Raw genomic sequence first — 25,191 nt, forward strand, 5'->3', positions numbered from 1 at the left:
ATGACCCGCTCCGCACGCTCGCGCCACCGCGCGAGCGTGCGGACGTACAAGTAGAAAGGATTGTCATGTCCAAGGAATTTGACGTCGTCGTGATCGGCGCCGGCCCCGGTGGCTACATCGCCGCGATTCGCGCCGCGCAGCTCGGCAAGACCGTTGCCTGTATCGAGAAGTGGAAGAACCCGGCCGGCGCGCTGAAGCTCGGCGGCACCTGCCTGAACGTCGGCTGCATTCCGTCGAAGGCGCTGCTCGCGTCGTCGGAAGAGTTCGAGAACACGTCGCACCACCTGGCCGACCACGGCATCACGGTCGACGGCGTGAAGATCGACGTCGCGAAGATGCTCGGCCGCAAGGATGCGATCGTCGAGAAGATGACGAGCGGGATCGAGTTCCTGTTCAAGAAGAACAAGATCACCTGGCTGAAGGGCCATGGCAAGTTCACCGGCAAGACCGACGCCGGCGTGCAGATCGAAGTGAGCGGCGAAGGTGAAACCGAAGTCGTCACCGCGAAGAACGTGATCATCGCGACGGGCTCGAAGGCGCGTCACCTGCCGAACGTCCCGGTCGACAACAAGATCGTGTCGGACAACGAAGGTGCGCTGACGTTCGAGTCGGTGCCGAAGAAGCTCGCCGTGATCGGCGCAGGCGTGATCGGCCTCGAGCTCGGCTCGGTGTGGCGTCGCCTGGGTTCCGAAGTGACGGTGCTCGAAGCGCTGCCGGCGTTCCTCGGCGCAGCCGACGAAGCGCTTGCGAAGGAAGCGGCCAAGCTGTTCAAGAAGCAGGGCCTCGACATCCATCTCGGCGTGAAGATCGGTGACGTGAAGACGACCGCAGATGGTGTGTCGATCGCTTACACGGACAAGGACGGCAACGCGCAGACGCTCGACGCCGACCGCCTGATCGTATCGGTCGGCCGCGTGCCGAACACCGACAACCTCGGCCTCGAGGCCATCGGCCTGAAGGCGAACGAGCGCGGCTTCATCGACGTGGACGACCACTGCCGTACGGCCGTGCCGAACGTCTACGCGATCGGCGACGTGGTGCGCGGCCCGATGCTCGCGCACAAGGCGGAAGACGAAGGCGTGCTGGTCGCGGAAGTGATCGACGGCCAGAAGCCGCATATCGACTACAACTGCATTCCGTGGGTGATCTACACGTACCCGGAAATCGCATGGGTCGGCAAGACGGAGCAGCAGCTGAAGGCCGAAGGCCGCGAGATCAAGTCGGGCAAGTTCCCGTTCTCGATCAACGGTCGCGCGCTCGGCATGAACGCGCCGGACGGTTTCGTGAAGATGATCGCGGACGCGAAGACCGACGAACTGCTCGGCGTGCACGTGATCGCGGCGAACGCGTCGGACCTGATCGCCGAAGCCGTGGTGGCGATGGAGTTCAAGGCGGCGTCGGAAGACATCGCCCGCATCTGCCATCCGCACCCGTCGATGTCGGAAGTGATGCGCGAAGCGGCGCTCGCCGTCGACAAGCGCTCGCTGAACAGCTGAGTGCGGTATAGCGGCGGCCGGCCTTTGGCCGGCGCAGCCGCCTCATGACGAAGGCGGGCGGGAGTTTCCCGCTCGCCTTTGTTTTTTCCGGTTTGCCCGATGAACGTCACCGAATACTACACGCGCGAATTGACCACGCGCGGCTATCAGTCCGATCCCGCCCAGCGCGCGGCCGTCGATCGCCTGCAGCACTGCTTCGACGAGTGGGTCGACTACAAGGCGCGCCGCTCGAACGCGTTCAAGAAGCTCATCAATCATCCGGACCTGCCGCGCGGTGTCTACATGTGGGGCGGCGTCGGCCGCGGCAAGAGCTTCCTGATGGACAGCTTCTACGCGGTGGTGCCCGTGCAGCGCAAGACGCGCCTGCACTTCCATGAATTCATGCGTGAAGTGCACCGCGAACTCGAGGAGTTGAAAGGGCAGGCGGATCCGCTCGACGAACTCGCGCGACGCATCGCGAAGCGCTACCGGCTGATCTGTTTCGACGAATTCCACGTGTCGGACATCGCGGACGCGATGATCCTGTACCGGCTGCTCGATCGCCTGTTCAACAACGGCGTGCAGTTCGTGATGACGTCCAACTACGATCCCGACGACCTGTATCCCGATGGCCTGCATCGCGACCGCATGCTGCCGGCGATCGAGCTGATCAAGCAAAAGCTCGACGTGCTGAACGTCGACGCGGGCGTCGACTATCGCCAGCGCACGCTTGCGCAGGTGCGGATGTATCACACGCCGCTCGGCGCGGATGCCGATCGAGAACTGCGTCATGCATTCGCGAAGCTCGCCGCGGTGCCGGACGAAAGCCCGATTCTGCATATCGAGAAGCGCGAACTGAAGGCGTTGCGCAAGGCCGACGGGGTCGTCTGGTTCGATTTCGCGACGCTCTGCGGCGGCCCGCGTTCGCAGAACGACTATCTCGAGCTGGCCAGCCGTTTTCACGCGATCGTGCTGTCCGAAGTGCCGCAGATGTCGCCACGCATGGCATCGGAGGCGCGGCGCTTCACCTGGCTCATCGACGTACTGTACGACCACAAGGTCAAGCTGCTGATGTCCGCGGCGGTGCCTGCGGAGCAACTGTACATCGAGGGGCCGATGGCGAACGAGTTCGCGCGCACGGTATCGCGAATCGTCGAGATGCAGTCGAAGGAATACCTCGAAACGCCGCGCCGCATTGTCGATACTTCGCTGACGTGATCGTAGTTTTCGACAAATGACAGGCTTCAAACGTCAATTCCGGTCAAATTATCGCGATCCCCGGGTATTTTCGGACTTGTCTTATATTCATCATTGAAGGCGGCCGATATCGTTGTGTCATGGTTCTTAAGGCTGGAGATATCCATGACACCGTATCGCGATTTGACCGACCACGAGTGGCACTGCGTCGTGCCGCTTCTGCCTGAAATGCAGCCCCGCACCGAGTTGCGCGGCCGACCGTTGGCCAACACGCGCGCCGTCCTGAACGGCGTTCTATGGGTCATCTATAGCGGCGCGACCTGGTCCGCGATGCCGCGTCGTTACCCTTCGTACCAGACATGTCATCGCCGCTTCAAGGTCTGGCACGAGACCGGCACGTTGATGCAGGTGATGCGCGAGCTGTATGGCGACGCAGGCGTGAATCTGTGCAACGAACTGTCCACGCGGATGCGCAAGCACCCGCAATCGAAGGCGGCGGAGGTGCGGGGTGCCGCGGCACCGGTGTATCGTGCACCGGGCAGCTATGCGTCGGATACGTTGAAGCACGCAGCGTGAAGTCGTTCGATTTCGTTAACGCCCGCACCAAAACAAAATCGGCCTGACTACATCGCAGGCCGATTTTTCATTGCGTCGCGCGTATCGACGCGCGTCGCGTCAGTTATTGTGCGCGAACCCAGGTCTGCGATCGGCCAAGCAGCGATACGCCGATGTAGCCGCGCACGACGAGCTTCTGGCCGCCGTCTTCCAGCGACATCTTGCACTTGTAGATCTTGCCGTTTTCCGGGTCGAGAATGTTGCCGCCGTCCCAGTGGTCGCCGTCCTTCTTCATCGCCTTGATGATCGTCATGCCTTTGATGAGCTGATCCTTGCGCTCGTCCGTGCACGCGGTGCAGCGACGATCGGGCGTGTCGTTGGCGCCGAGACCCTTGACGACCTTGCCGGACAGCGAACCGTCACCGTCCTCGGCGATCTGCACGAGTGCCTTCGGCTGATGCGTGTTGTCGTCGATTGTCTGCCACATGCCGATGGGGTTGTCGGCCTGGGCGTAGGTGGGGGCGGCGCAAGCGAGCAGTGCACTTGCGACGGCCAGTGCGCGCAACGGGCGGGTCAGTTGAATCATTGTCTTCCTCCTTGTTTCATGTCGTGTTCGATTCGCCCGCACGACCGCCTGCATGGGGCGGTGGCATGTTGCGAGCTTTGTCAGAATACGTGAAACCGCGCGCTGCGTTTGATAGAGGGGACTCTATTCCAAACAGCTCGCGAGACGCGGGCTGTTTGGTGACCGATCAGTTGAGCTGATACGAGAACGCGGCATTCACGCGCGGGCTGCGCGATGCGCTTTCAACTGGCGCATCGCCGACCGGCTTCGCGATATTCAGGTCGAGACTGTAGTAGCGGCTGTCCGTAAACCGTACGCCGATAGCGACCGACGACAAGCGGTTCGGCGACGGCGTGCCCGTATGCAGGTAGACGCGTGCCATGTCATACGCGATGTACGGCGTGATCGACTTCATGTACGTCCAGCCCGGCGTGAAGCCGCGATTGACCTCCAGCGACATCCCCCAACCCGAGTCACCCGACGTTTCGCCGGGCTGGTAGCCGAGCGCATAGCGCGTCGAACCGAACGAGACCTGTTCCGACGTCGGCAGCGAATCGGGGCTGTACTGGCCGGTCAGCGAGACCGATGTGCCGATCTTGAACGGCCATTCGTTGGTCTGCGTGAAGGTCGCGCCGGTGCGCACGAACGTCAGCGAAATCGGGCTGTCCACCGACGTCGTGTTCGAGCCGATCGTGATGTCCTGCGATTTCGACGCGCCGAGAATGTTGAAGCCCTTCGCGACGTTGACGCTGAGTTTCTGGACTTGCTTGGCCGACACGCTCGTGTAGTCGAGCTGCATTTGCAGCACGCGGACCTGCGAGCGCGTGTCGATACTGTTGCCGGTGATCTTGTTCTGGTAGCGGTCTTCATTGTGCGACGCATAGCCCGACACGGTGCCGAGCAGGCTGCGCTGGTTGTTCAGCAGCAATGGATAGGATGCCGAAAGACCGAGCTTCTCGTTCTTGACCGTGCGCTCGACGGTCGACGGCAGGCCCGGGTTGTCGGTCGGCTTGCCGCGATAGGTACTGGCGTCGAGGCGCGTGACCAGGCCGCTGCTGCCGACCGGCACCGCGCCGCTGAATGCGACGTAGGTCTGCTTGTCGCGTCCGGGCGGCACCAGCGCGGAAATGCTCAATTGTTCGCCAAACGACGTGAGGCCATTCTCCGTTGCGGTGATGAGCCCCTGGACGCCCGGGTGATTGAAATCGATGCCGGTGCTGATGTTGAAGGCCTTGCGGTCGACGGCGAGTTCGAGCGTCGTCGCACCGTCGGTCGTTTGCGGCGGCGGCACGTTGGCCTTCACCGTGAGGCCGGGCAGGAGGCCGAAGGTATTCACGTAGCGCTCGAACGTCGCGCGGCGCAGCGGGCGATCGGCCGTGATGTGCGCGGCGATCGCGCGGATCTTCGATTCCATCGCGCCGGGCTTGCCGGTGACCTTGACGTCCGCCACGTAGCCTTCGACGACCGTGACGCGCACGACGCCGTTCTCGAACGTCTGCGCGGGAATGAACGCGAACGACAGCGCATAGCCGCGATCCTGGTACAGCTTGGTCACGCCGTTGGCGGTTTCGATCAGCTCACCGATCGTGATGTCCTTGCCGACGAGGGGCGTGAAGCGACGCGAGATTTCGTCGAACGGCACCGACTTCACGCCTTCGACCTGGAACGTTGTCGGTGTCACGTGCCGCGACAGCAGCTCCTGCAACTGCGGTGCCTGCGGCGCGACCTGCACGGTGACGTTCGGCCCTTTCTTCGGCGCATTGATCTGGGGGAGGGAATCGAGCGGGTTGCCTGCTGCGCGCGTCTGTGCCTGTGCCGTGCCTGCTGCCGCGATGGCGAGCAGCATCATCCATGTGTCGAATCTGGATTTCATTGTTCTTCCTCGTAGGCCTTTCTTTTCGTCTTCGTTCTAATGCGGGCGCGCGACATCGAGTGTCGCGCGCCGCGTGCCGCATTGCCGGTTGTGTTTTGTACGGCCGCGCCTCCTGCTCCGGCTGCAAAGGCGCGACTGTCTTCCTTACTTGCCGACGCTACCCAGCGTGCCCAGCAGCCCCGTGACCGGCGCCAGGAGGCCCGTCGAGTTGCCCGACGATGCTGTCCCCGACACGCCGCCGACGAGCGACGTGACCGGCGCGAGCGGATTCGACGAAGCCCCGGATCCCGCCGCACCGCCCACTGCTCCGGTGACAGTATTCAGCAAACCGGTGACGGGCGCGAGCGGGTTTGCCCCGCCTGCGCCACCCGTCGCGCCGCCGACCGCGCCCGTGAGCGAACCGAGCGGCGTCGAGCCGAGGCCGGACAGCAGGCCGCCGAGCGGGTTCGTCGAGCTGGAACCCGACGACGAGCCGTTCTGGACGGTCGTGGTCGAGCCGCCGACGAGGCTCGTGATCAGGCCGGGGATCGGCGCCGCGCCGTTCGGGCCGTTCGGGTTCACGAGGCCGCCTGCGTTGGTCACGGTGTTGCCGACCGTGGTGACGAGCTGACCGACATCGCCGACGAGCGGCTGATTCGACGTGCTGGCCACCTGCTTGCCCGCCGAGCTGATCGCGCCGCCGACCTGGCCGAGCAGGCCCGATACCGGTTGTCCGAGGCCCGTCGTCGTGCCGACCTGTTGCGTGACCTGACCCGCGGTGATTACCAGCGGCGTGATTGCCGAACTGAGCGGTTGCGTCACTTGCTGCACGGCACCCGACGACAACGTCGAGCCGATCGTCGTGCCGGCGGCCGTCAGACCGTTGGCGACGGTGTCGAGCACGGTGCCGACCGGCGTCGTCACAGGGGCGAGCGGCGAGAGCTGCCCCGTGCCGAGCGCCTTGACCGTCGAGCTCAGCCCGGACACGGTGTTGCTCGTCGCGCCGACGACGTTCCCGAGGCCGGCGACCGTTGTGCCGACGGGGTCCTTGATCGTGCCGGTCTGTCCGAGCCCGTTGCTCAACGCATCGGCAGCCGCGCCGACGATCGTGCCGGTGCTCGAGATGGTGCTGCCGACGCCCTTCGTCACGCCGTCGCCGAGGCCCGGCACGCTGATGTTGCCGACCGTGCTGCCGAGGTCGGTCGCGGTCTGGCCGGCCGTGCTGACGACGCCCTTGGTGCCGTTCGTCGTACCGCTGGTGCCGCTCGTGCCGCTGGTACCGCTCGTGCCGCTGGAGCCGCCGCCGTTGCTGCTGGTCGGCGGCGTGCTGACGCTGTTGCCGCCGCAGGCGGCCAGCAGGCACGCAGCGGCGAATGCGGTGAGGGGCATGCGCCACTGGCGCAGGGCGACCGTCGTGATGGAACGTTGCTGGGACATGATGGACTCCTCGCTGTCTTGTCGATGAATGGATGTCTGATTACTTGCCGTGCGTGCCGCCGAGCAGGCCGCCGATCAGCGACGTGACAGGTGCGAGCAGATTCGAACCCGAGCCCGAGTTCGTGACGGCACCCGTGGTGCCGCTCAGTGACGGTGCGCCGGCCGTGCTGGTGACCGCGGGGACCGGAGCGGCGATTGGATTGCCACCGGCCGTTACGTTGCCGAGCGCGCCGGTGACCGTGGAGACGAGGCCCGTGACCGGGCCGAGCGGGCCGCCGCTCGTGCCGCCGGTTGCGCCACCGAGTGCACCGGTGACGGTGGAGACGAGGCCGGTGACCGGAGCGAGCGGGCCGCCGCTGGTGCCGCCGGCTGCGCCGCCGAGTGCGCCGGTGACGGTGGAGACCAGACCCGTGACCGGAGCGAGCGGACCACCGCTGGTGCCGCCAGCCGCGCCGCCGAGTGTGCCGGTGACGGTGGAGACGAGGCCGGTGATCGGAGCGAGCGGGCCGCCGCTGGTGCCGCCCGTTGCGCCGCCGAGCGGGCCGGTGACCGTCGAGAGGAGGCCCGTGAGCGGTGCGAGCGGGTTGGTCGCGCCGCCGGTGCTGCCCGTGAGCAGGCCGCCGACAGCCTTCACGCTATTGCCGGTCGACGAGACGGAGTTGCCGACGCCGGTCGTGACGGGGTTGCCGCCTGTCGATGCGATCAGCGCGCCGCCCTGATTCAGGCCGTTGCCGAGCGTGCCGAGCAGCGTGTTGACCGGGGCGCCGAGGCCGGTGGCCGTCCCGATCGTCTGCGTCGTCTGGCCGACCATCGCCGTGATCGGCGTGATGGCCGAGCTGACCGTCTGCGTGACCTGCTGGATCGGGCCGGTCGACAGCGCGTTGGACAGCGTGGTGCCACCGTTCGATACCGCGTTGCCGACTTGCGTCACGAGGCCGCCGACGGCGCCGGTGACAGGGGCGAGCGGCGACAGCGGGCCGCTGCCGAGGCTCGTGACCAGGTTGCCGGTCTGCGTGACCGCGCCGCCGAGCTGGTTGACGACGCCGCCCGTGCTGGCGACCGTGACACCGACCGGGTCTTTCGCCGCACCGAGCTGGCCGAGGCCGTCGCCCACGCCATTGCCGAGCGCCGTGACCGCACCGCCGACGTGCTGGATGATGCCGCCTGCGGCCTGCGTCGTGGCCGGGTCGACGCCGGGCAGCGACTGGTTCGCGACGGTGCTGCCGAGGTTCGACACGGTTCCACCGAGATCCGTGACGAGGTTGCCGCCCTTTGCGAGGACACTCCCCACCGGGTTCGCCGACACACCGGAGGTGCCGCTCGTACCGCTGGACGTTCCACTCGTCGTTCCGCTGGTGCTGCCGCTCGTCGAACCGCTCGTGCTGCCGCTGGTCGAGCCGCTGGTGCTACCCGAGGTGCCACCGCTCGTCGAACCTGACGTGCCGCCCGAAGTGCCGCCGCCGGACGTGGAGATGGAGTCGGCGCCCCCGGAGCTGGAGCCCCCGCTGAGGCCCTTGCTGATGGAACCGGAGCCGCCGCACGCGGAGAGGGAAAGCATGGCTGCCACGGTGGCCGCGATCATAGTCGTCCGGAGCGTGCCATGAGGGATAACCTGAATGTCCATTTCGTCCTCGCATTGCAATTGATGTTGTGTTGAGTGATGCGGGGACTACTCTGCAACTGTCGTGCCATTTCGAGAGCCGTCGGCTCGACGATTGGTTTTAAACGATGCAATTCCTTGTCGGAAAAGGAATTTGGGGAAATTGAAAGATTGTTGAAACTGTTTAAAAGCAGTCAGATGAGAACGGTTTCGGCCGTTTCGTAACGTAACGTCACAACATTGGCGTTACGCGTGCGGCGTAACGTGGGGCCGGTACAGGGCCCGCGGGCGGTCTGTTGTTTTACTGGTGGATTAGGTGTGCACATCTAACCTATCGTAAATCCTATGTGTAAGTCGTACCGAAACGCCGTACAAATGCGTTGCGCTCCCGGAAAGTTTTTTCGATCCGGTCTTGAAAGAGGTTGGAACTTAAATAGGATCGGATATAGAATCCGGAGCAGATGTAAGGAAATGTACGGCTCGGTACACGACGTTCGAGGAGGGTCACTATCGCGAATGTTAACTTCCATCAAATTGTGATACTTACCCCTCGGGGTGACATATAAAGAAAGCGCACCCGGTTGTCGTTACACAGATAACGAACGGCGCGGGGCAAGGGCCAGATATACGGGGGATGTACAACGTATAAAAGGCCAAAAAATGTACATACAGGCACGAGGAATTAAAAAATGAAAGCACTTATCAAGCGCTTCCTCAAGGAAGAAGACGGGGTTACCGCGATCGAGTATGGGCTGATTGCGGGTCTGATTGCGGCCTTGATCATTGCCAGCGTGACGACCATCGGCACGAAGATCGCGGCTCTGTTCTCCACGATTGCCAGTTCGCTGCCCTAACCGTTGCAGTTCGTTGGGGGCGAGCGAGTCGCGGTTGCGGCTCGCTCGCCGTTACATCGGCATGCGCAGTCGTTCGCGATATGGCACATCTCCTCAGCACCAGCATTTTTTTTGCCTGGGCCGCTCTCGTTGCTGCCGGTGATATTCGATTTCGGCTCGTTCGGAATTCGCTTGTCATCTGCGGAGGCACTGCTGCGCTCGTCAGTTCACTGATACACGCAAATCCATTTGGTATTTCAACCGGGCAGGCATTGATCGGCATGCTGGTCGGTTTGGTCAGTTTCTTCCCGCTCTTTGCGATGCGCGTCATGGGGGCGGCGGACGTCAAGGTATTCGCGGTTCTCGGTGCGTGGTGCGGTTTGCCGATATTGCTTTGGCTGTGGGTTATTGCCAGCCTTGCCGCCGGAGTACACGTCCTTGGATTGATGCTGCTCACTCGCACGCCGCTCGGCGCGTTATGGGTGCGCGGATTGCCGGCAATGGCGCTCGGCGTGCGGCGCTCGACACCATACGCGGCGTGTCTCGTCGTTCCCGCGGCAATTTGGTTGGCCTATCTGGTCGTAACCTGGAGCGGGCGATGAAACGACATTATCGACCGGCCGCGCGCTCGAGGGAGCGAGGAGCGACTGCCGTCGAATTCGCGCTGGTATTTCCGCTGTTTTTCCTGATTCTGTACGCGATCGTGACGTTCGGGCTGATTTTCGCGGTTCAGCAGGGCCTCACGCTTGCCGCGACCGAGGGGGCGCGTTCGGCACTGAACTATGTGTATGAGACTAACGGTTCGGGCACGCAGGCGCTGACGGACCGGGCGAGCGCAGCAAAGACGACGGCGGTCGGCCTCACTTCATGGCTGGCCCATGTCCAGATCCCGACGCCGGTATCAGGAACCTGCAGCTACGACCCGGCGATGTATTGCGTGACAGTCACGGTGACCTATCCGTACCAGGCGCATCCGCTGGTTCCGTCTCTGCCGTTGCTGGGTCTCGTTACGCCGAAGCAGCTTACCGGCACGGCCACCGTCCAGATCAATCCGGCAACCATCCTATGAGCCGGGCAGCATACAAGGCGGGTCACATGCAAGCGGTGTCCACGCTCGAACATAACTACATCAATCTATGGCACCGACATTCACCATGGCCAACAACTTGACGAAGATCATCGCCGGGCTGCTGATCGCAATCGCAGTTCTGCTCGGGATCTATGCATGGACGCTTGGTCGCGCGCCGGCTCGTCCGCAGGTTGTGGCAACGCCGACTGTCGCGGCGCAATCGGTGCCGATCGTCGTGGCGGCGCGCTTGCTGCCGGCCGGCCAGCCGATTCCCGCCGATGCATTGAAGCTTGCACAGGTTCCCATGTTGCCGACCGGCGGGTTCAGCGATCCGACGGCCCTTGTCGGTCGCGTGCCGGCGAACGACATTCTTGCCGCCGCCCCGGTGCTCGAAGGCGGGTTGACCTCCGGACTGGCCGACCAGGTGGCGCTTGGTGAGCGTGCCATCGCCGTGAAGGTCGACGAATCGAACGCGGTCGGCAACCGGTTGCGGCCCGGCAACTTCGTCGACGTGTTCCTGAATCTGCGGCGTGACGGATCCGGCGGCGCCCAGGCGACTTCGGAGATTCCCGGTACGCAGGCGCGTCTGCTGCTGTCGAAGGTCCGGGTGCTGTCGTTTGGCGATGCGACCTCCGATCGGGACGGCGGTAGCGGACCGAGCGGCGCGGTACGGACCGCGGTGCTCGCCGTGCCGACGGCACAGGTCGATGCGCTCACGCTCGCCGAGGCAAGCGGTCGTCTCACGCTCGCGCTGCGCAATCCGCGCGACACCGAAATCGCGACACAGACGGTCGCGGTTCGTACGGGGGGCGGGGGCGCGACGCCGTCGGCGCAGGCCGCGAGCGGCGTATGGCTGGACGACCTGTCGGGCGGACGTGCACGCGGTACACCCCGCGCGACGGTTGCCCCGCGCGCGCCTGTCATGGCCCGGGGGAGCGGCAGCAGCATCGAAGTCATTCGTGGCGGGCGTGCCGAAACGGTTGCCTATTGACATCAACGTACGATCATCGACAGCAGCTACGGAAGAGAGAAGGCCGTGCGACGGCCCCGACACAATGACAAACAAACTGATTGCATACGCGATTGCTATCTGGGCCATGACCTTTGGTGTCCTGACGGAGGCTGCCGGCACGGACGCGTCGATTGACCTTGCGGTCGGCTCGCAACGACAGATCGCCGCGGGCCGCACGCTGCAACGGATTGCGGTTGGCGATCCCGCCGTCATCGACGTGCTGGTCATGAAGGGGAGCCATGCCGGATCGGTGCTGCTGGTTGCGAAGGCACCGGGTTCGACGAACGTGCTGTTGTGGGAGCGGGGCCGCGACGAGCCGACGGTGTGGAACGTCAATGTCGTCGATGCGGCCGCTCAGGCGGCACTGGATGGTTCGGGGCCGAAGGTCAAGGCATACGGCGGAGCCGCGGTCCTGTCCGGCTCCTCGGCGTCGCTCGATGCGCATGAACGGGCCGTGGCTGTCGGCAAGCGGATGGGCGGCAAGGACGGCACGGTAATCGATGCGTCGACGGTCGGTAACCGGAGCGTCGTGCAGGTCGACGTGCGCGTGGTCGAATTCAGCCGCTCGGTGCTGAAGGAGGCGGGGCTGAACTTCTTCAAGCAGAGCAACGGCTTCGCGTTCGGTGCGTTTTCGCCGGGCGGCCTTCAGTCCGTGACGGGCGGCGCGACGCCGGGCTTCGCGGCGACGGCCGGCATTCCGATCGCGTCGGCGTTCAACCTGGTCGTGAATTCCGCCGGTCGCGGCATTTTCGGCAATATTTCGATTCTCGAAGCGAACAACCTGGCCCGCGTACTTGCGCAGCCGACGCTGGTGGCGCTGTCGGGGCAGAGCGCGAGTTTTCTCGCGGGCGGCGAAATTCCGGTACCGGTGCCGCAGGCACTGGGCTCGACAGCGATCGACTGGAAGCAGTACGGCGTCGGTCTGACGCTGACGCCGACCGTGCTGAGCCAGCGCCGGATTGCGCTCAAGGTCGCGCCCGAATCGAGCCAGCTGGACTTTCAGCATGGCGTAACGATCAACAGCGTGTCGGTGCCGGCCATCACGACCCGGCGCGCGGATACGACGGTCGAACTGGGTGATGGCGAGAGCTTCGTGATCGGCGGCCTGATCGACCGCGAAACGATGTCGAACATCAGCAAGGTGCCGGTCCTGGGCGATCTGCCGATCATCGGTGCGTTCTTCAAATCGTTGAATTACCAGCAGAACGACAAAGAGCTGGTGATCATCGTGACGCCGCATCTGGTGGCGCCGATCGCGAAGGGCGCACCGCTGCCGGCGACGCCGGGTGAGTTGTCCGAGCAGCGCGACGGGCCTGTCTGGCGCTCGTATCTTGGCGGTATCGCGTCGCCGGATGCCGCGCCGGGATTTTCGAAATGACCGCACGGCGCGGCATCGCGCGATATGGATTCGGGGGTATTCAACATGAACGCGAGAACCCATTCATTGGCTGAGCCCGCCGTGACTGATTATTTTGTATGCGCATCCCACCAGGACGAGCATCTCCGCTGGCTGCGGGATACGCTCGTCTCGGCCGGCATGGTGGAAGCGGTATCGCTGGAGCCCGGCCCGCTGGCCCAGCGCATCGTCGGCCTCAACCCCGCGATCGTCTTCATCGATTTTTCCCGTGCCCAGGCCGAAGCGAGTGCTGCCGCGGCGGCGGTGCGTGTTGCACACCCGAGCCTGCCGGTCGTCGCGCTCGGTACGCTGGCGGAGCCGGAAAGCGCGCTCGCGGCGCTCCGGGCCGGCGTGCGCGATTTCATCGACGTTTCCGGCAGTGCGGAAGACGCATTGCGTATCACGCGCGGACTGCTCGAGCACGCCGGCGCGGAACCGGCCAATCGCCACGGCAAGCTGGTCGCGCTGCTCGGTGCGCGCGCCGGGATGGGCGTGAGTACGCTCGCATCGAATCTGGCCGTATGGCTGCACAAGCGCGGGGCTGCCGGCATCGTCGCCGGCGACGCGCCTGCCTTCGGTGTTGCCACGCCGCATGCCCGGCAAACGGCGCTCGTCGACCTGGGTCTGCCGGCGGGCGATAGCGCACTCTTTCTCAACACGCGTTGCGAATTCCATTTTGTCGAGGCCGTGCGCAACCTGCGCCGCATCGACCGAACGTTCGTCAACACGGCCCTCGCACGACACGCGAGCGGCGTCGCGTTGACGACGCTGCCGCCGAACCTCGCCGATTTGCGCGACGTGTCGTATGCGGCCTGCGTCGGCCTGCTGAACCGGCTGCGCGCATTCTTCGATCAACAGATTGTCGATCTGGGCGGCTTTACAAACCTGGAGTTCGTCGCGCAGATCGCGGCGGTTGCCGACGAGGCGTGGCTGGTCTGCGATCAGGGCGTCGCGTCGATCGTCTCCGCGGTCGATCTGCTCGAGGGGCTGCGCGATGCAGGGATGGACCTCGGCAAGATGCGTCTCGTTGTCAACCAGTACGACGCGGCACTGAGCCTGACGCCGGCCCAGATCGCAGACCGGCTCGGCATCGCGTTGCTGACGACGCTGCCTGCGCGGCGCGTGTCGATCGGGCAGGCGGCCAACCAGGGGCGACTCATCGTCGACATGGCCGAGCGCGATCCGTATGTGCGTGCGCTCGAGCCGCTCGCTGAGCGACTGGCAGGCACGGTGGCGCCAGCAAAGAGCGCCGCTTCGGGCCTGTCCGTGCTCAAGCGTTTCATTCAACCTTCGTCCAAGCGTTCGTAAGCGATGGCACACGACATTCAATTTGCCGACGGCGCCGCGCCGTTCTCCCAGTCGCAGCAGTTCCATGACATCAAGAACGCCGCGCACGAACACTTGCTGACGCGCATTGAGGAACTGGGGGCCGAATTCGGTCGCTGGTCGCGCCAGGCGATCAATCAGTTCGTCGACCTGGAAATCGACAGCTTCGTGCGTTTGCGACGCATCCCGCTCAACGAGAACGAGGTCAGGGCGATTGCCGAGGCGCTGACCAAGGAGCTTGCCGGGTTCGGGCCGATCGAGGACTTGCTCGCCGATCCGCATGTCGAGGACATCCTGATCAACGGCTACAACGACATCTACGTGTCGCGCCACGGGATCCTGGTCAAGCTGCCGATTCGCTTTACCGACAACGCGCACCTGCTGCGTATCGTGCGACGCATCCTTGCGCCGATCGGCCGGCGCCTGGACGAATCGAATCCGATGGTCGATGCGCGCCTGCCGGACGGCGGGCGTGTCAACGTGGTGATCGAGCCGCTGTCGATCGACGGGCCGGTCGTGTCGATCCGGAAATTCCGCAAGGATCCGCTCAAGCCGGCCGATCTGCTCGGCAACGGCACGTTCAATGCGGAGATCGGCGCGCTGCTCGAGGCGGCGGTCGAGGCACGCTGCAACATCCTCGTGTCGGGTGGCACGAGCTCAGGCAAGACTTCGCTGCTCAATGCGCTCGCGTTCCACATTCCCGAGCCGGAGCGCGTCGTGACGATTGAGGATACGGCCGAACTGTCGCTCAATCACCCGCATGTCGTGCGCCTCGAAAGCCGGCCCGGCGGCTTCGACGGGACCGGTGTCGTGTCGATTCGCGATTTGCTGCGCAATACGTTGCGGATGCGCCCGGACCGGATCATCGTGGGCGAAGTGCGCGGCGGCGAGGTGCTCGAGATGCTGCAGGCAATGAACACGGGCCACGACGGCTCGATGGGGACCGTGCATGCGAGTTCGCCGCGCGAGTGCCTCTATCGTCTCGAGATGCTGGCCGGCTTCGCCGGGTTTCAGGGCACCGAGTCGAGCCTGCGCCGGCAAATCGCGAACGCGATCGACTTCATCGTGCAGATTGGCCGTCTGTCTAACGGACGGCGCCGGATCCTGTCGATTACCGAGGTAACCGGCCTGTCGGACAACATCATCGCGACGCAGGAACTGTATCGCTACGAGGCACGTGTGACGCCCGAAGGCGAAGAAGTCGACAACTGGGAATCGCTCGGCATTCATCCGCACTCGCCGAAGCTCGCCCGCTTCCGTCAGACGCTGCAGGGCGGCTTTGGCGGTAGTGGCGGCGGTGGCGGGTTCGGCGGCGGGTTTGGCCGCGGCGGCGGGGGTTTCAATGTATAGCGTGCTGGCAATGGCGCTTCTGCTCGTGGCCGCCGCGCTGATGCTGTGGCGGCACGGCGAGATGAAGCGCGATCGCGCTGACGTGCAGCGCTTCATCGACAGCCGGATCGAACCCGGCGCGCGAGCGGGCGGTGTGCCGCAGCGGCAAGCCCGGCCGGCGTCTGCCGTGGCGGCAGCGCCCGCCGCGGCACGCGCATCATCCGGTGTGCCAGCTTCGCAATGGGGACGCTGGCGCGCAGTCGCGACCGAGTATTTCGCCAACGTGGCAAGCCGCGCGGGAATCGAGGACGCGCGCGGCAAGGCGCTGCTTGCGCTGTTGGCGCTGACCGGGGCCGCGTTTGCCGCCGGCGACCGGGGCGGCTGGCTCGGCGGCATCGCCGCGCTCGTCTGCGGGGCCGCGCTGCTCGTGTTCTGGCTGGTGTCGCGTATCCATCGGCGGCGCCAGATGATCGTTCGTCAGTTGCCGTCGTTTCTGGACGGCATCGTGCGGCTGGTGACGCTGGGCAACAGCGTGCCGGCCGCGTTCCAGGCCGCGCTGCAGACCACCGAGGCACCGTTGCGCGGATGCCTGGACCGTGTGTCGAGGATGCTGCGGACGGGCGTCGAGATCGACCGCGCGATGATGCATATCGCGAGCGTGTACCACACGAAGGAGTTCGAACTGGTCGGGTCGGTGCTGCGGCTGTCGGTGCGGTACGGCGGGCGCGCGGACATCATGCTCGACCGGATGTCGACGTTCATGCGCGACCTCGAACAGGCCGAGCGGGAACTGGAGGCGATGTCGTCGGAAACGCGTTTGTCTGCATGGGTGCTCGTCATGCTGCCGATCGCGATCGGCAGCTTCGTCATCGCGACCAATCCGCTCTATCTCCAGTCGATGTGGAGCGATTACACCGGTCGCCAGTTGCTGGTCCTCGCTTTCATGCTGCAGGCAGCGGGCGGGATCTGGCTTTATCACATGGCCAAACTCAGGTGACGGCATGACAGCCAATCAACTTGGTTCGCTCGCACTGGTGCTTGGCGCGCTGGGCATCCTGTTGCTGGCGTTGCTCGCGATCCGCAGCGCGCATGCGCAATCGCGCAGCGGCCGGACACTGACCGACGCACTCGAGCGGCGGCTTGCAGCGCTGGCGGCCGCCAGCGGGCGGGCAGCCCAGGATGCGGATGAATCGTTGCGGAAGGAGCCGGACGCCCGGCAGGCACCCGGTCAGCCGTCGCGATTCGCGCAAATGCAGGCGCGTCTGTCCGTGTTCGGGATGCGATGGCTGGATACCGGTATCGGTCGGCTGGTCGTGGCCGAAGAGGATCGGCTGCTGCTCGAGCAATGCGGTTTTGTCGATACGCGCACGCGCGGCTTGTTCCTGAGTGCGCGGATCGCCTGCTCGATCGTCATTCCGCTCGCATACATCGGCGTGGTCGGGCCGCATGTGAGTGGCACGCAGTGGTGGCTAGGCGTGGGTATTTCGTTCATCGTCGGATTCATGGTGCCGAAGCTCTACCTGAGGCGCCGTGCCGCGAAGCGTCGACAAGCGGTGATCGACGAGTTGCCGCTGCTGGTCGACATGCTGCGTCTGCTTCAAGGGGTTGGCTTGTCGCTCGATCAGAGTATTCAGGTCGTCACGAACGACTTCAAGGGCATGATGCCCGTGCTGTCGTCGGAAATGGAAATTGCCCAACGGCAGTTCGCGGCGGGGCGAACACGCGAGCAGTCGTTGCAGCGGTTGTCTTCAGGCTTTGAAAACGAGGATCTGCGCGCCATCGTGCGATTGCTGATACAGGTCGACAAGCACGGCGGCGCGGTCCAGGAGCCGCTCAAGCAGTTCGGCGAACGCTTGCGCGAGGCCCGTCGTGCGATGCTGCGCGAGCGCATCGGTCGGTTGACGGTGAAGATGACGGGCGTGATGATCGTGACGCTTCTGCCGGCGCTGCTGATCGTGACGGCCGGGCCGGGGATGATCTCGGTGTTGCGTGCGCTAAGTCAGGCGCAGCGCTGACGCAGGGAAGGGAAAGGACGGAAAATGAAACGCATCGATGAAGTCGCGAAAGTGGCCGGCATGGTGGCGATGGCGAGCCTGCTCTGCGCGTGCTCGGCGTTCAAGGAAAGCGGGTACGGCGTCGGTCCGCAGGCCGAGCGTGCGGCATTGATGGACGCCGCGGCGCAGAAACAGGCAGCACCCGATACGCCCGGCATGTATCTGGGCCTGATCGAGCGGATGCAGTCGCAAGGACTGTATTACGCGTCGCTCGCGCATATCGATGCATACGAGAAGCAGTACGGTGCGTCACCGCAGACCATCCTTCTGCGCGCCGATGCGTTGCGCATGACCGACCAGCCGGCTGCGAGCGCGGCTGTCTATACGCAACTGCTCAACACGCCGCTGGCGTCGCGCGGGTATCGCGGGCTGGGGCTGATCGCCGGTGCGGCGGGCGATTTCCCGCGCGCCGCGCAGGCATTGTCGCAGGCGACGGTGCTGGCACCGACCGATGCCGCGACGCTGTCGGATCTCGCCTACGCAAAATTGCGCGGCGGCGATATCGACGGTGCGCGCATCCCGCTGATGAAGGCGGCTGAACTCGACCAGAACAATCCAAAGATCATCAGCAACCTGGTGCTGTACCTGCTCGCGTCCGGCCGTACGCACGACGCGCAGCGGCTCATGGCACAGCAGAAGCTGTCGGCCGACGTGCGCAACGACATCCGCGGCGACGCGACGAAAATCACGGCGGCAGCGCGTGCGTGGCGCCGCGGGTCACCGCCACCGACCTCGGTCGCGACGGTGACGCCGGTCGGCTCGGGCAGCGTGGTCGACGTGTCGGGCGCCGATGTCTCACGGCGGCCGTCGCCAGTCGCAAACATTCAGGGATTCGATCCCACCGCGCCGCTGCTGCAACGGTTCGCACAATGACAAAGCATTCGGGGGGAAGTGACATGACGAACGACAAACATTTCAATCGCCGCCTTGCAGGGCTGCATCGCGGCATCACACTGGTTGCATTGTTGGGGGCCGCGACTGCGGCACATTGCGCGGAATCGATGCCGTCGGCGGCGGAAGTCGGCCATTCGACCGACGCGCTGCTCGCGCTGCAGCGGGACAACCGTGCGGCCGGACCGGCGTTGCCGATGTTGGGTGATACCGCGTCGCTCAGCTACCAGCGCTATCTCGATTCGTTCAAGCACAAGATTCCGGAGTCGATGGGGTCGCCGGTCAACGAGAACGGCAGCGGCGGGTCCGGCGGGCAGCATTCCATGCAAACGTATTGAGCGAGACGGTAATGATCGCGGCTCGCCATTCATCGAATCGAGTGTCCGGACGGGGGCGCGCCGCGCCGCGGCGACAGCGCGGCGCGGTCGTCGTCATGGCGTCCGTATGGATACTGCTGGCGATGGTCATTCTCGGTTCGGTCGACATCGGCAACGTGTTCCTGGCCCGCCGCGACATGCAGCGCGTCGCCGATCTCGCGGCGCTGGCCGCGGTCCAGCGGCTGGACGATGCGTGTGCGAACGTGACGAGCGTGGCCACGAAAAACGCGTCGACGAACGGCTTTTCCGTCGGCGGCACCACGACCCTGTCGGCCGATTGCGGTTATTGGGCACCGACGGCCACCGGGACGTCGAGCAGTTTCTATTCGTCGAAGACGTCGGTTCCCAAGCTCACCCAGCTGAATGCGGTTCGGGTCACGATTTCCAAGTCGATGCCGTATTTCTTCTTCGGACCGACGCGCACCGTGATCGCCACGTCGACCGCGAAGGCGACCAACATCGACACGTTCTCGATCGGCGCGACGCTGGCAGCCGTCGGTGGAGTCGGCTGCTCGGGTGTGCCGACCGGCAATCCCGGTCTGGTGAATGCGCTGCTGGGCGCGCTGCTGCAAGGCCAGGGCGGTACGCCGCTGACGCTCAATCTTGCGTCCTATCAGGGGCTTGCCTGCGCGAACGTCAAGCTGGGCGATATCGCCGTCGCGCTGCAGTCGCTGTCGGTCGGCAACGGGACGATGGGCGGGCTGGTCAATGCGCAGGCATCGGTCGGCACGCTGCTCAAGGCGACGGTGGCGGCAGTCGGGAAGACCACCACCCTCGGCACCGCTCTGCAGTCGAGTGCGACCGGCGCACTGAACAACATCCTCAACCTGAGCCTGGTCAGCAATACCAGCATCAACGTCGCGCGCCTGACCGGACAGGGTGCCACGTCGCTGCTCACGCTCGGCCTCGCGAATGCGCAGGCGGCGGCCGACGCGACCGTGAACGTGCTCGATCTCGTGATGGCGATGGCGCAGATCTCACAGAGCGGCAAGCCGGGCGTCGTAATCGGCGCGAATGTGCCGCTTGCGCTGCCGAACGGCACTTCCGTATCGATCGCGCAGTTGCAGGTGCAGATCATCAGCCCGCCGACCATCGCGGTGGGCGAAGGCGGGAAGGACGCGACCGGCGCGTGGCGCACGGTCGCGACGAATGCGCAGATCGGCCTCTATCTCCTCGTCAACCTCGGTGTGAATCCGCTGCCGGTCGTGGCGTCCGCGAACGTGTATCTGCCGCTTTACGTGCAGCTCGGCGCGGGCAGCGCAACGCTGTTGTCGACCAATTGCCTGACCTCGCCGAATTCGGCCACGATCAGCGCGCAACCGAGCGTCGCGAATCTATGTATCGGCCAGCCGCCGCTCAGCGGCAACCTGCTCAACCTGCCGGCGACCTACAGCTGCTCGACGCCTGCCAAGGTGCTCGACGTGCGTGTGCTGGCTGGCGCGGTCGAGGTTTCCGCGACCGTTTCCAACGTGTCGGTGAATCTGGCCGGCAACACGGCGACCAATACGTTTTACGGACGGGGCGGAAGCGATCCGTCCTACTACTGGACCACCAACACGAATGCGCTGGGTTCGGCCGTGAGCAATGCATTGGCCGGTCTGAGCTCGGCCACGATCACGCCGAAAGCGGAGCTGCTGTCCGGAACCATCACCGTCCCGATCACAGCGGATTTCATTCCGAAACTGCTGGGGCTCCTGACCGGCGTTTTGAGCCCGCTGTTGAGCGCGCTGGACGGTATCATCAATCCGCTGCTGGATCTGCTTGGCGTCCAGCTCGGTGCCGCCACGGTACATCAGATGTCGCTGACCTGCGGCGCTGCGCAAACTGTCAGTAATTAGAGAAGCAAGACCACCCGATGAGAAACACGCCCGCAATCGCAGAACTCGATCTGTACGTCTGGGAAGGCAAGGCGGACATTGTCGACCGCGTTGCCCGCTGCATGGCGAGCTTCGACGTCGAAGTGATCCGCGCCGACAATGCGGAAATCTCGCCGGAGCGCGCCGCATTGCGGCCATCGCTCGCGATCATCAGCGTGACGATGATTGAAACCGGCGCGGCGTTCCTGCGCGACTGGCAAGCCAACATCGGCATGCCGGTCGTCTGGGTCGGCGCGGCGCGCGACCACGACGCATCGCAGTATCCGCCCGACTATTCGCACATTCTGCCGCTCGACTTCACCTGCGCCGAACTGCGCGGGATGATCGGCAAGCTCGTCACGCAGCTGCGCGCGCACGCGGCCGAAACGCTGCAGCCGTCCGAACTGGTCGCGCACTCGGAGTCGATGCAGGCGCTGCTGCACGAAGTCGACACGTTCGCCGACTGCGACACCAATGTGCTGCTGCACGGCGAAACCGGCGTCGGCAAGGAACGGATCGCGCAATTGCTCCACGAAAAGCATTCGCGCTATCGCAACGGCGAATTCGTGCCGGTCAACTGCGGTGCGATCCCTGACGGCCTGTTCGAATCGCTGTTCTTCGGGCATGCGAAAGGTTCGTTCACCGGCGCGGTTGTTGCGCATAAAGGGTATTTCGAACAGGCGGCGGGCGGCACGCTGTTCCTCGACGAAGTCGGTGACCTGCCGTTGTACCAGCAGGTCAAGCTGTTGCGCGTGCTCGAGGACGGCGCCGTGCTGCGGGTCGGCGCGACGACGCCGCTCAAGGTCGATTTTCGTCTCGTCGCGGCCAGCAACAAGAAGCTGCCGCAGCTCGTGAAGGACGGCCTGTTCCGCGCGGATCTTTACTATCGGCTCGCGGTGATCGAACTGAGCATTCCGTCGCTGGAGGAGCGGGGCGCGGTCGACAAGATCGCGCTGTTCAAGTCGTTCGTCGCGGAAGTGGTGGGCGACGAGCGGCTCGCGCAGCTGTCCGATCTGCCTTACTGGCTCGCGGACGCGGTCGCGGACAGCTATTTCCCCGGCAACGTGCGCGAACTGCGCAACCTCGCGGAGCGCGTCGGCGTGACGGTGCGGCAGACGGGCGGCTGGGATGCGGCGCGGTTGCAGCGGCTGGTCGCGCATGCGCGCAACTCGGCGCAGCCGGTGCCGGCGGAAAGCGCGGCGGAAGTCTTCGTCGACCGAAGCAAGTGGGACATGAACGAGCGCAGCCGCGTGATCGCGGCGCTCGACGCAAACGGTTGGCGGCGCCAGGATACGGCGCTGCAGCTCGGCATCAGCCGCAAGGTGTTGTGGGAAAAGATGCGTAAATATCAGATATTCGACGAAGAGCCCGAGACCCGCGAAAGCGAGTAATTAATGAGATAAAATCGCGCTGAATTACAACGACACGGGCGGGAATAAAAATTCATGAGCCATATGACGGGGTTGGGGCGGGCGTGTGTGTTGCTCGCCATGATGGGAGGCGTGCAGGGCGCGTACGCGCAGGGGTTGGCAGGCAATGGAGCGCCGGCGGTACAGCAGGCGTCGGCCCCGGTGGCGGCGATTCCGGTGCTTGATCAGCAGGTGCAAACGTCGGTGCAGCCGCAGGCGGGCGAGACGACCGGGCCGAGCACGGTTGATGAACTGCAGCGCCAGATCCAGGCGCATTCGCTGACGGAAATGCGCACCAGCTATAACGGCAGCTACGGCGCGAGCCTGCTGTTCAGCGTGAAGGACGGTGCCTATTTCGTCGCGCTGTTCCAGCAGAAGGCGTTCTGGCGCGTGATCAAGACTTACGACGAAACGCGGGCGGAAGCGGTCTATCGCGATTTCTCGCATCAGGCGGAACGGCTGGCCGTCAACGAATTGCGTGCGGCGAAGCTGGAATCGCAGAAGGCACAGACGGACCGGCAGATCGCGCTCACGCAGGAGCGGGCGCGGCGTCTGCAGGCCGACATCTCCATCGCACGCGAGCAGCAGGCTGCGGTCGTGGATCGCCAGAAGAGCGTCCGCAATGAAACGGCGGCGTTGCAGGCGCAGCAGGCGGAGCTTCAGTCGCAACTGCGCGCATTGCAGCAGCAGGTGCGTTCGCTGCAGCGTGAGGCCAATGCAGGCTTGCCGGCGACGGCACACTGAGCGATCACGGTACGGCCGGTGCGACGACATGCCGCGCCGACCCACCAGGAAAAAGGGCAAGCCGGTTGGCTTGCCCTTTTGTTTTACTGGCCGTCCGGCACGATTCGCCGGCGGCGCGTGACGATCACTGGCCCGTTGCCGCCGCGTGTGTCGGACTGCGACGTGTTACCCGATGCGTCACCGGCATCGCGCGGCGCGCCGTAGCCTTCACGCGGTTCGCGCGGGGCGCTGTAACCTTCGCGGGGCGCGCCATAACCCTCGCGCGGTTCGCGGGAGCCATAGCCTTCGCGCGGTTCACGGGAGCCGTAACCTTCACGCGGCTCGCGCGAGCCGTAGCCGCCGTCGCCGCGCGATTCGCGGGAGCCGCCATGCGAGCCGTACGGGCTGTGACCGCCGCCTTCGCGGCCGCCCGGCCGACCGCCGGTACGCGGGCCGCGGGGGCCGCCGCCACCTGGGCGCGAGCCGCCCGTATCGAGCTGGATCGTGGAAATCGCACGCTTGTAGATGCCTTGCAGACCCACGGGGGTGCGCAGCATCACCAGGTACTGGTCGAACGACTCGATACACCCCGTCAGACGAATGCCGTTGACGAGATAGATTTCAACACGCTTACGTTCCTTGCGCGCCGAATTGATGAAGTCGTTTTGCGGATGGGATTCTGCGGGATTGGCCATTGAGGTGCGGCAGGAGCCTGCGTCAGAGAATATGTTGTGCGTGTGGATGGCGTGGTCGCCCACCAAGTGTTTGGCGGGATTTTACCCTGTTCGTTCCACCAGCGCGCGGTCGTGATTGTGTCGAACCGTAACCCACTATAGACGTTCCAGCGCGTTTTCGCGATTCGGCCAAATGGCTAGCGCCGTTTCGTTACGTCGCGTTACGACTCTCGCAACGGCGTAGCACCTGGCCGGGCGCAGCCGGATTATCTTCATCGCGCGTGCCGGGCAGGCCGGCGGATCAGGAAGGGAAACATGAACAAGAGGGGATTGGCGGTATCGATCGGGAGTGTGGCGTTGCTCGCTTCCGCCAGTGCAATGGCGCACGTCGACCTGTCGGTGGGCATTGGCGTGCCGGTCGCACCGGTCTATGTCGAGCCGGCACCGGTCTATGTGGCGCCGCAGCCGGCGGTGGTCGCGTATCCGGGTTACGGATACGGCTACTACGGCGACGAGGATGACGACCGTTACCGGAAATGGCGCAGGCACTATTACAAGCATTGGCACAAGCACCACCACGACGATGACGACGACTGAGCGCGACATGCGGCGCGCCGTCGACGCTCAGAACGCGTAGTCCGGGTTTTTCGGGTCGAACGCGGATTCGTCGAGCGTTGCCGGCGCGATCTTCTCGATGATGATCCGCTCGAAGATCTTGCCGTCGTTGTCATAGGATTCGACGGTCCGGAAGTAGGGCGCGTGCAGGTCGAGCCCGAGCGTTTCCTTCTTCGCGTAAAACTGCGGCCGGCCGGTCGGCGTCTCGTAGGTGAGTGCGACGACGCGCACACCGCCGATCGTCTTCGCTTCCACCTGCGTCGGCCGCTGCACGCCGGCTTCCTGGTATTTCTTCCCTTCGGTCAGGTACAGGTTCGTGATGAACTCGGTGCCGAGATCCTTCACCTGGTGATTCGACTGCGCGCGTGCGAGCGCGCCGTCGAGCGCCGTCCACAACGGAATCTTGCCGAGCAGGCCGCCGAGATGGCCGTACATCTCGTCCTTGCGCTGGGTCGTGTCGTAGATCGTCTCCTGTCCCGCATGCGCGCCGCCCGGCAGCCATTTCGCATACACGCGCAGCGGCTCGCGGGTGGTCTTCACGAGCATGCGATCGGGCGTGTCGGACCATTTCCCGCTGATGCGTTCCTGCCGCACCATCGTGAACTGGTACGACGGATAACCGTTGGGACCATTGCGGATATAGAGCGGCACGGCGAGCGGATCGAGCGCCTTGAACAGCGTCGTCAGCGTCGCATCGTCGAGTTGCGCGAGCGTGCCGCGCTGGGCGGCCGTGCGCAGCCAGCGCGCCTGCTGCGCGAGCGGCTCGTGCGTGACCTTCGCCAGCTCCGCCGGCAGGGCGGCCGCCTGCGTCGCGCTCGCGGCATCGGCCGTTTCCTGCGCATGCAGGCCCGGCTGCGCGAGCAACAGCATGCAGGCGACTGCAGCGGCGGCATGCGTCGCGCGGCGTTTGTTTCCTTCGTTCATCGACAGTGTCTCCCGGAGCGAT

Annotated in this window: 24 protein-coding genes; 18 read left to right on the forward strand and 6 right to left on the reverse strand. The window is 64.8% G+C overall.

From position 1 onward, the window contains the following. Positions 1-65: 65 nt before the first annotated feature. The 3 genes from lpdA to F3J14_RS01775 all read left to right on the forward strand — a co-directional run bounded on the left by lpdA (position 66) and on the right by F3J14_RS01775 (position 3,248). The gene (lpdA, locus tag F3J14_RS01765) at positions 66-1,496 is read left to right on the forward strand and encodes a dihydrolipoyl dehydrogenase (RefSeq protein WP_166721503.1); all 1,431 of its coding nucleotides are present in this window, start codon (positions 66-68) and stop codon (positions 1,494-1,496) included. A gap of 99 nt (positions 1,497-1,595) precedes the next feature. Next, positions 1,596-2,693: a cell division protein ZapE gene (gene zapE / locus F3J14_RS01770; RefSeq protein WP_166721504.1), complete on the forward strand. Its 1,098-nt coding sequence runs from the start codon at positions 1,596-1,598 to the stop codon at positions 2,691-2,693. Positions 2,694-2,837: 144 nt separating this feature from the next. Continuing rightward, positions 2,838-3,248, forward strand: a complete 411-nt coding sequence (locus F3J14_RS01775; RefSeq protein WP_166721505.1) for a transposase — start codon at positions 2,838-2,840, stop codon at positions 3,246-3,248. 103 nt (positions 3,249-3,351) lie between these two features. Here the strand turns inward: F3J14_RS01775 and F3J14_RS01780 are convergent, their stop codons facing one another. The 4 genes from F3J14_RS01780 to F3J14_RS01795 form a co-directional block, all read right to left on the reverse strand. Further along, the gene (locus F3J14_RS01780; protein ID WP_166721506.1) at positions 3,352-3,813 is read right to left on the reverse strand and encodes a DUF2147 domain-containing protein; all 462 of its coding nucleotides are present in this window, start codon (positions 3,811-3,813) and stop codon (positions 3,352-3,354) included. A 166-nt stretch (positions 3,814-3,979) separates the two neighbouring features. After that, positions 3,980-5,665: a ShlB/FhaC/HecB family hemolysin secretion/activation protein gene (locus tag F3J14_RS01785; RefSeq protein ID WP_166721507.1), complete on the reverse strand. Its 1,686-nt coding sequence runs from the start codon at positions 5,663-5,665 to the stop codon at positions 3,980-3,982. Positions 5,666-5,809: 144 nt separating this feature from the next. Beyond that, positions 5,810-7,081, reverse strand: coding sequence for a collagen-like triple helix repeat-containing protein (locus tag F3J14_RS01790; protein ID WP_166721508.1), 1,272 nt, complete (start codon positions 7,079-7,081; stop codon positions 5,810-5,812). 40 nt (positions 7,082-7,121) lie between these two features. After that, the gene (locus F3J14_RS01795) at positions 7,122-8,705 is read right to left on the reverse strand and encodes a collagen-like triple helix repeat-containing protein (RefSeq protein ID WP_166721509.1); all 1,584 of its coding nucleotides are present in this window, start codon (positions 8,703-8,705) and stop codon (positions 7,122-7,124) included. A gap of 665 nt (positions 8,706-9,370) precedes the next feature. Between F3J14_RS01795 and F3J14_RS01800 the strand changes: the two genes are divergently transcribed. The 14 genes from F3J14_RS01800 (at position 9,371) to F3J14_RS01865 (ending at position 22,977) form a co-directional block, all read left to right on the forward strand. Further along, positions 9,371-9,535 carry a Flp family type IVb pilin gene (locus F3J14_RS01800; protein WP_166721510.1) on the forward strand — a complete coding sequence of 55 codons (165 nt, stop codon included), beginning with the start codon at positions 9,371-9,373 and terminating at the stop codon, positions 9,533-9,535. Between the two features lie 80 nt (positions 9,536-9,615). Further along, on the forward strand, positions 9,616-10,116 hold the full coding sequence (locus F3J14_RS01805) for a prepilin peptidase (protein ID WP_166721511.1): 501 nt from the start codon (positions 9,616-9,618) through the stop codon (positions 10,114-10,116). Beyond that, positions 10,113-10,583: a TadE/TadG family type IV pilus assembly protein gene (locus F3J14_RS01810; protein ID WP_166721512.1), complete on the forward strand. Its 471-nt coding sequence runs from the start codon at positions 10,113-10,115 to the stop codon at positions 10,581-10,583. Before F3J14_RS01805 ends, F3J14_RS01810 begins: the two co-directional genes overlap by 4 nt. An 85-nt stretch (positions 10,584-10,668) precedes the next feature. Further along, a complete protein-coding gene (gene cpaB, locus F3J14_RS01815) occupies positions 10,669-11,574 on the forward strand; it encodes a Flp pilus assembly protein CpaB (RefSeq protein ID WP_166721566.1) in 906 nt (301 codons plus the stop codon). A gap of 64 nt (positions 11,575-11,638) precedes the next feature. Then, positions 11,639-12,973 carry a type II and III secretion system protein family protein gene (locus tag F3J14_RS01820; RefSeq protein ID WP_166721567.1) on the forward strand — a complete coding sequence of 445 codons (1,335 nt, stop codon included), beginning with the start codon at positions 11,639-11,641 and terminating at the stop codon, positions 12,971-12,973. Between the two features lie 45 nt (positions 12,974-13,018). Further along, positions 13,019-14,299, forward strand: a complete 1,281-nt coding sequence (locus F3J14_RS01825; RefSeq protein ID WP_166721513.1) for a fimbrial protein — start codon at positions 13,019-13,021, stop codon at positions 14,297-14,299. 3 nt (positions 14,300-14,302) lie between these two features. Beyond that, positions 14,303-15,667 carry a CpaF family protein gene (locus F3J14_RS01830; protein ID WP_166721514.1) on the forward strand — a complete coding sequence of 455 codons (1,365 nt, stop codon included), beginning with the start codon at positions 14,303-14,305 and terminating at the stop codon, positions 15,665-15,667. Next, positions 15,660-16,643 (forward strand): type II secretion system F family protein, encoded by a 984-nt coding sequence (locus tag F3J14_RS01835; protein WP_166721568.1) that lies wholly within the window; start codon positions 15,660-15,662, stop codon positions 16,641-16,643. Before F3J14_RS01830 ends, F3J14_RS01835 begins: the two co-directional genes overlap by 8 nt. Before the next feature lie 4 nt (positions 16,644-16,647). After that, positions 16,648-17,661 carry a type II secretion system F family protein gene (locus F3J14_RS01840; RefSeq protein ID WP_166721515.1) on the forward strand — a complete coding sequence of 338 codons (1,014 nt, stop codon included), beginning with the start codon at positions 16,648-16,650 and terminating at the stop codon, positions 17,659-17,661. A 24-nt stretch (positions 17,662-17,685) separates the two neighbouring features. Beyond that, positions 17,686-18,573: a pilus assembly protein gene (locus F3J14_RS01845; protein ID WP_166721516.1), complete on the forward strand. Its 888-nt coding sequence runs from the start codon at positions 17,686-17,688 to the stop codon at positions 18,571-18,573. Positions 18,574-18,596: 23 nt separating this feature from the next. Next, positions 18,597-18,929: a DUF3613 domain-containing protein gene (locus tag F3J14_RS01850; protein ID WP_166721517.1), complete on the forward strand. Its 333-nt coding sequence runs from the start codon at positions 18,597-18,599 to the stop codon at positions 18,927-18,929. An 11-nt stretch (positions 18,930-18,940) separates the two neighbouring features. Continuing rightward, the gene (locus F3J14_RS01855; protein WP_166721518.1) at positions 18,941-20,806 is read left to right on the forward strand and encodes a TadG family pilus assembly protein; all 1,866 of its coding nucleotides are present in this window, start codon (positions 18,941-18,943) and stop codon (positions 20,804-20,806) included. 17 nt (positions 20,807-20,823) lie between these two features. Continuing rightward, positions 20,824-22,215, forward strand: a complete 1,392-nt coding sequence (locus tag F3J14_RS01860) for a sigma-54 dependent transcriptional regulator (protein ID WP_166721519.1) — start codon at positions 20,824-20,826, stop codon at positions 22,213-22,215. Between the two features lie 54 nt (positions 22,216-22,269). Further along, the gene (locus F3J14_RS01865; protein ID WP_166721520.1) at positions 22,270-22,977 is read left to right on the forward strand and encodes a DUF2968 domain-containing protein; all 708 of its coding nucleotides are present in this window, start codon (positions 22,270-22,272) and stop codon (positions 22,975-22,977) included. A gap of 83 nt (positions 22,978-23,060) precedes the next feature. Here the strand turns inward: F3J14_RS01865 and hfq are convergent, their stop codons facing one another. After that, positions 23,061-23,651 carry an RNA chaperone Hfq gene (gene hfq / locus F3J14_RS01870; RefSeq protein ID WP_166721569.1) on the reverse strand — a complete coding sequence of 197 codons (591 nt, stop codon included), beginning with the start codon at positions 23,649-23,651 and terminating at the stop codon, positions 23,061-23,063. A 294-nt stretch (positions 23,652-23,945) separates the two neighbouring features. Between hfq and F3J14_RS01875 the strand changes: the two genes are divergently transcribed. After that, positions 23,946-24,227, forward strand: coding sequence for a hypothetical protein (locus tag F3J14_RS01875; RefSeq protein WP_166721521.1), 282 nt, complete (start codon positions 23,946-23,948; stop codon positions 24,225-24,227). A gap of 27 nt (positions 24,228-24,254) precedes the next feature. Here F3J14_RS01875 and F3J14_RS01880 read toward each other — a convergent pair whose 3' ends face one another. Further along, on the reverse strand, positions 24,255-25,169 hold the full coding sequence (locus F3J14_RS01880) for a DUF1571 domain-containing protein (protein WP_166721522.1): 915 nt from the start codon (positions 25,167-25,169) through the stop codon (positions 24,255-24,257). Between the last annotated feature and the right edge of the window lie 22 nt (positions 25,170-25,191).

The organism is Burkholderia sp. Tr-862 (genome assembly GCF_011753085.1).
In the GTDB taxonomy this organism is placed as follows: Bacteria; Pseudomonadota; Gammaproteobacteria; order Burkholderiales; family Burkholderiaceae; genus Burkholderia; species Burkholderia ambifaria.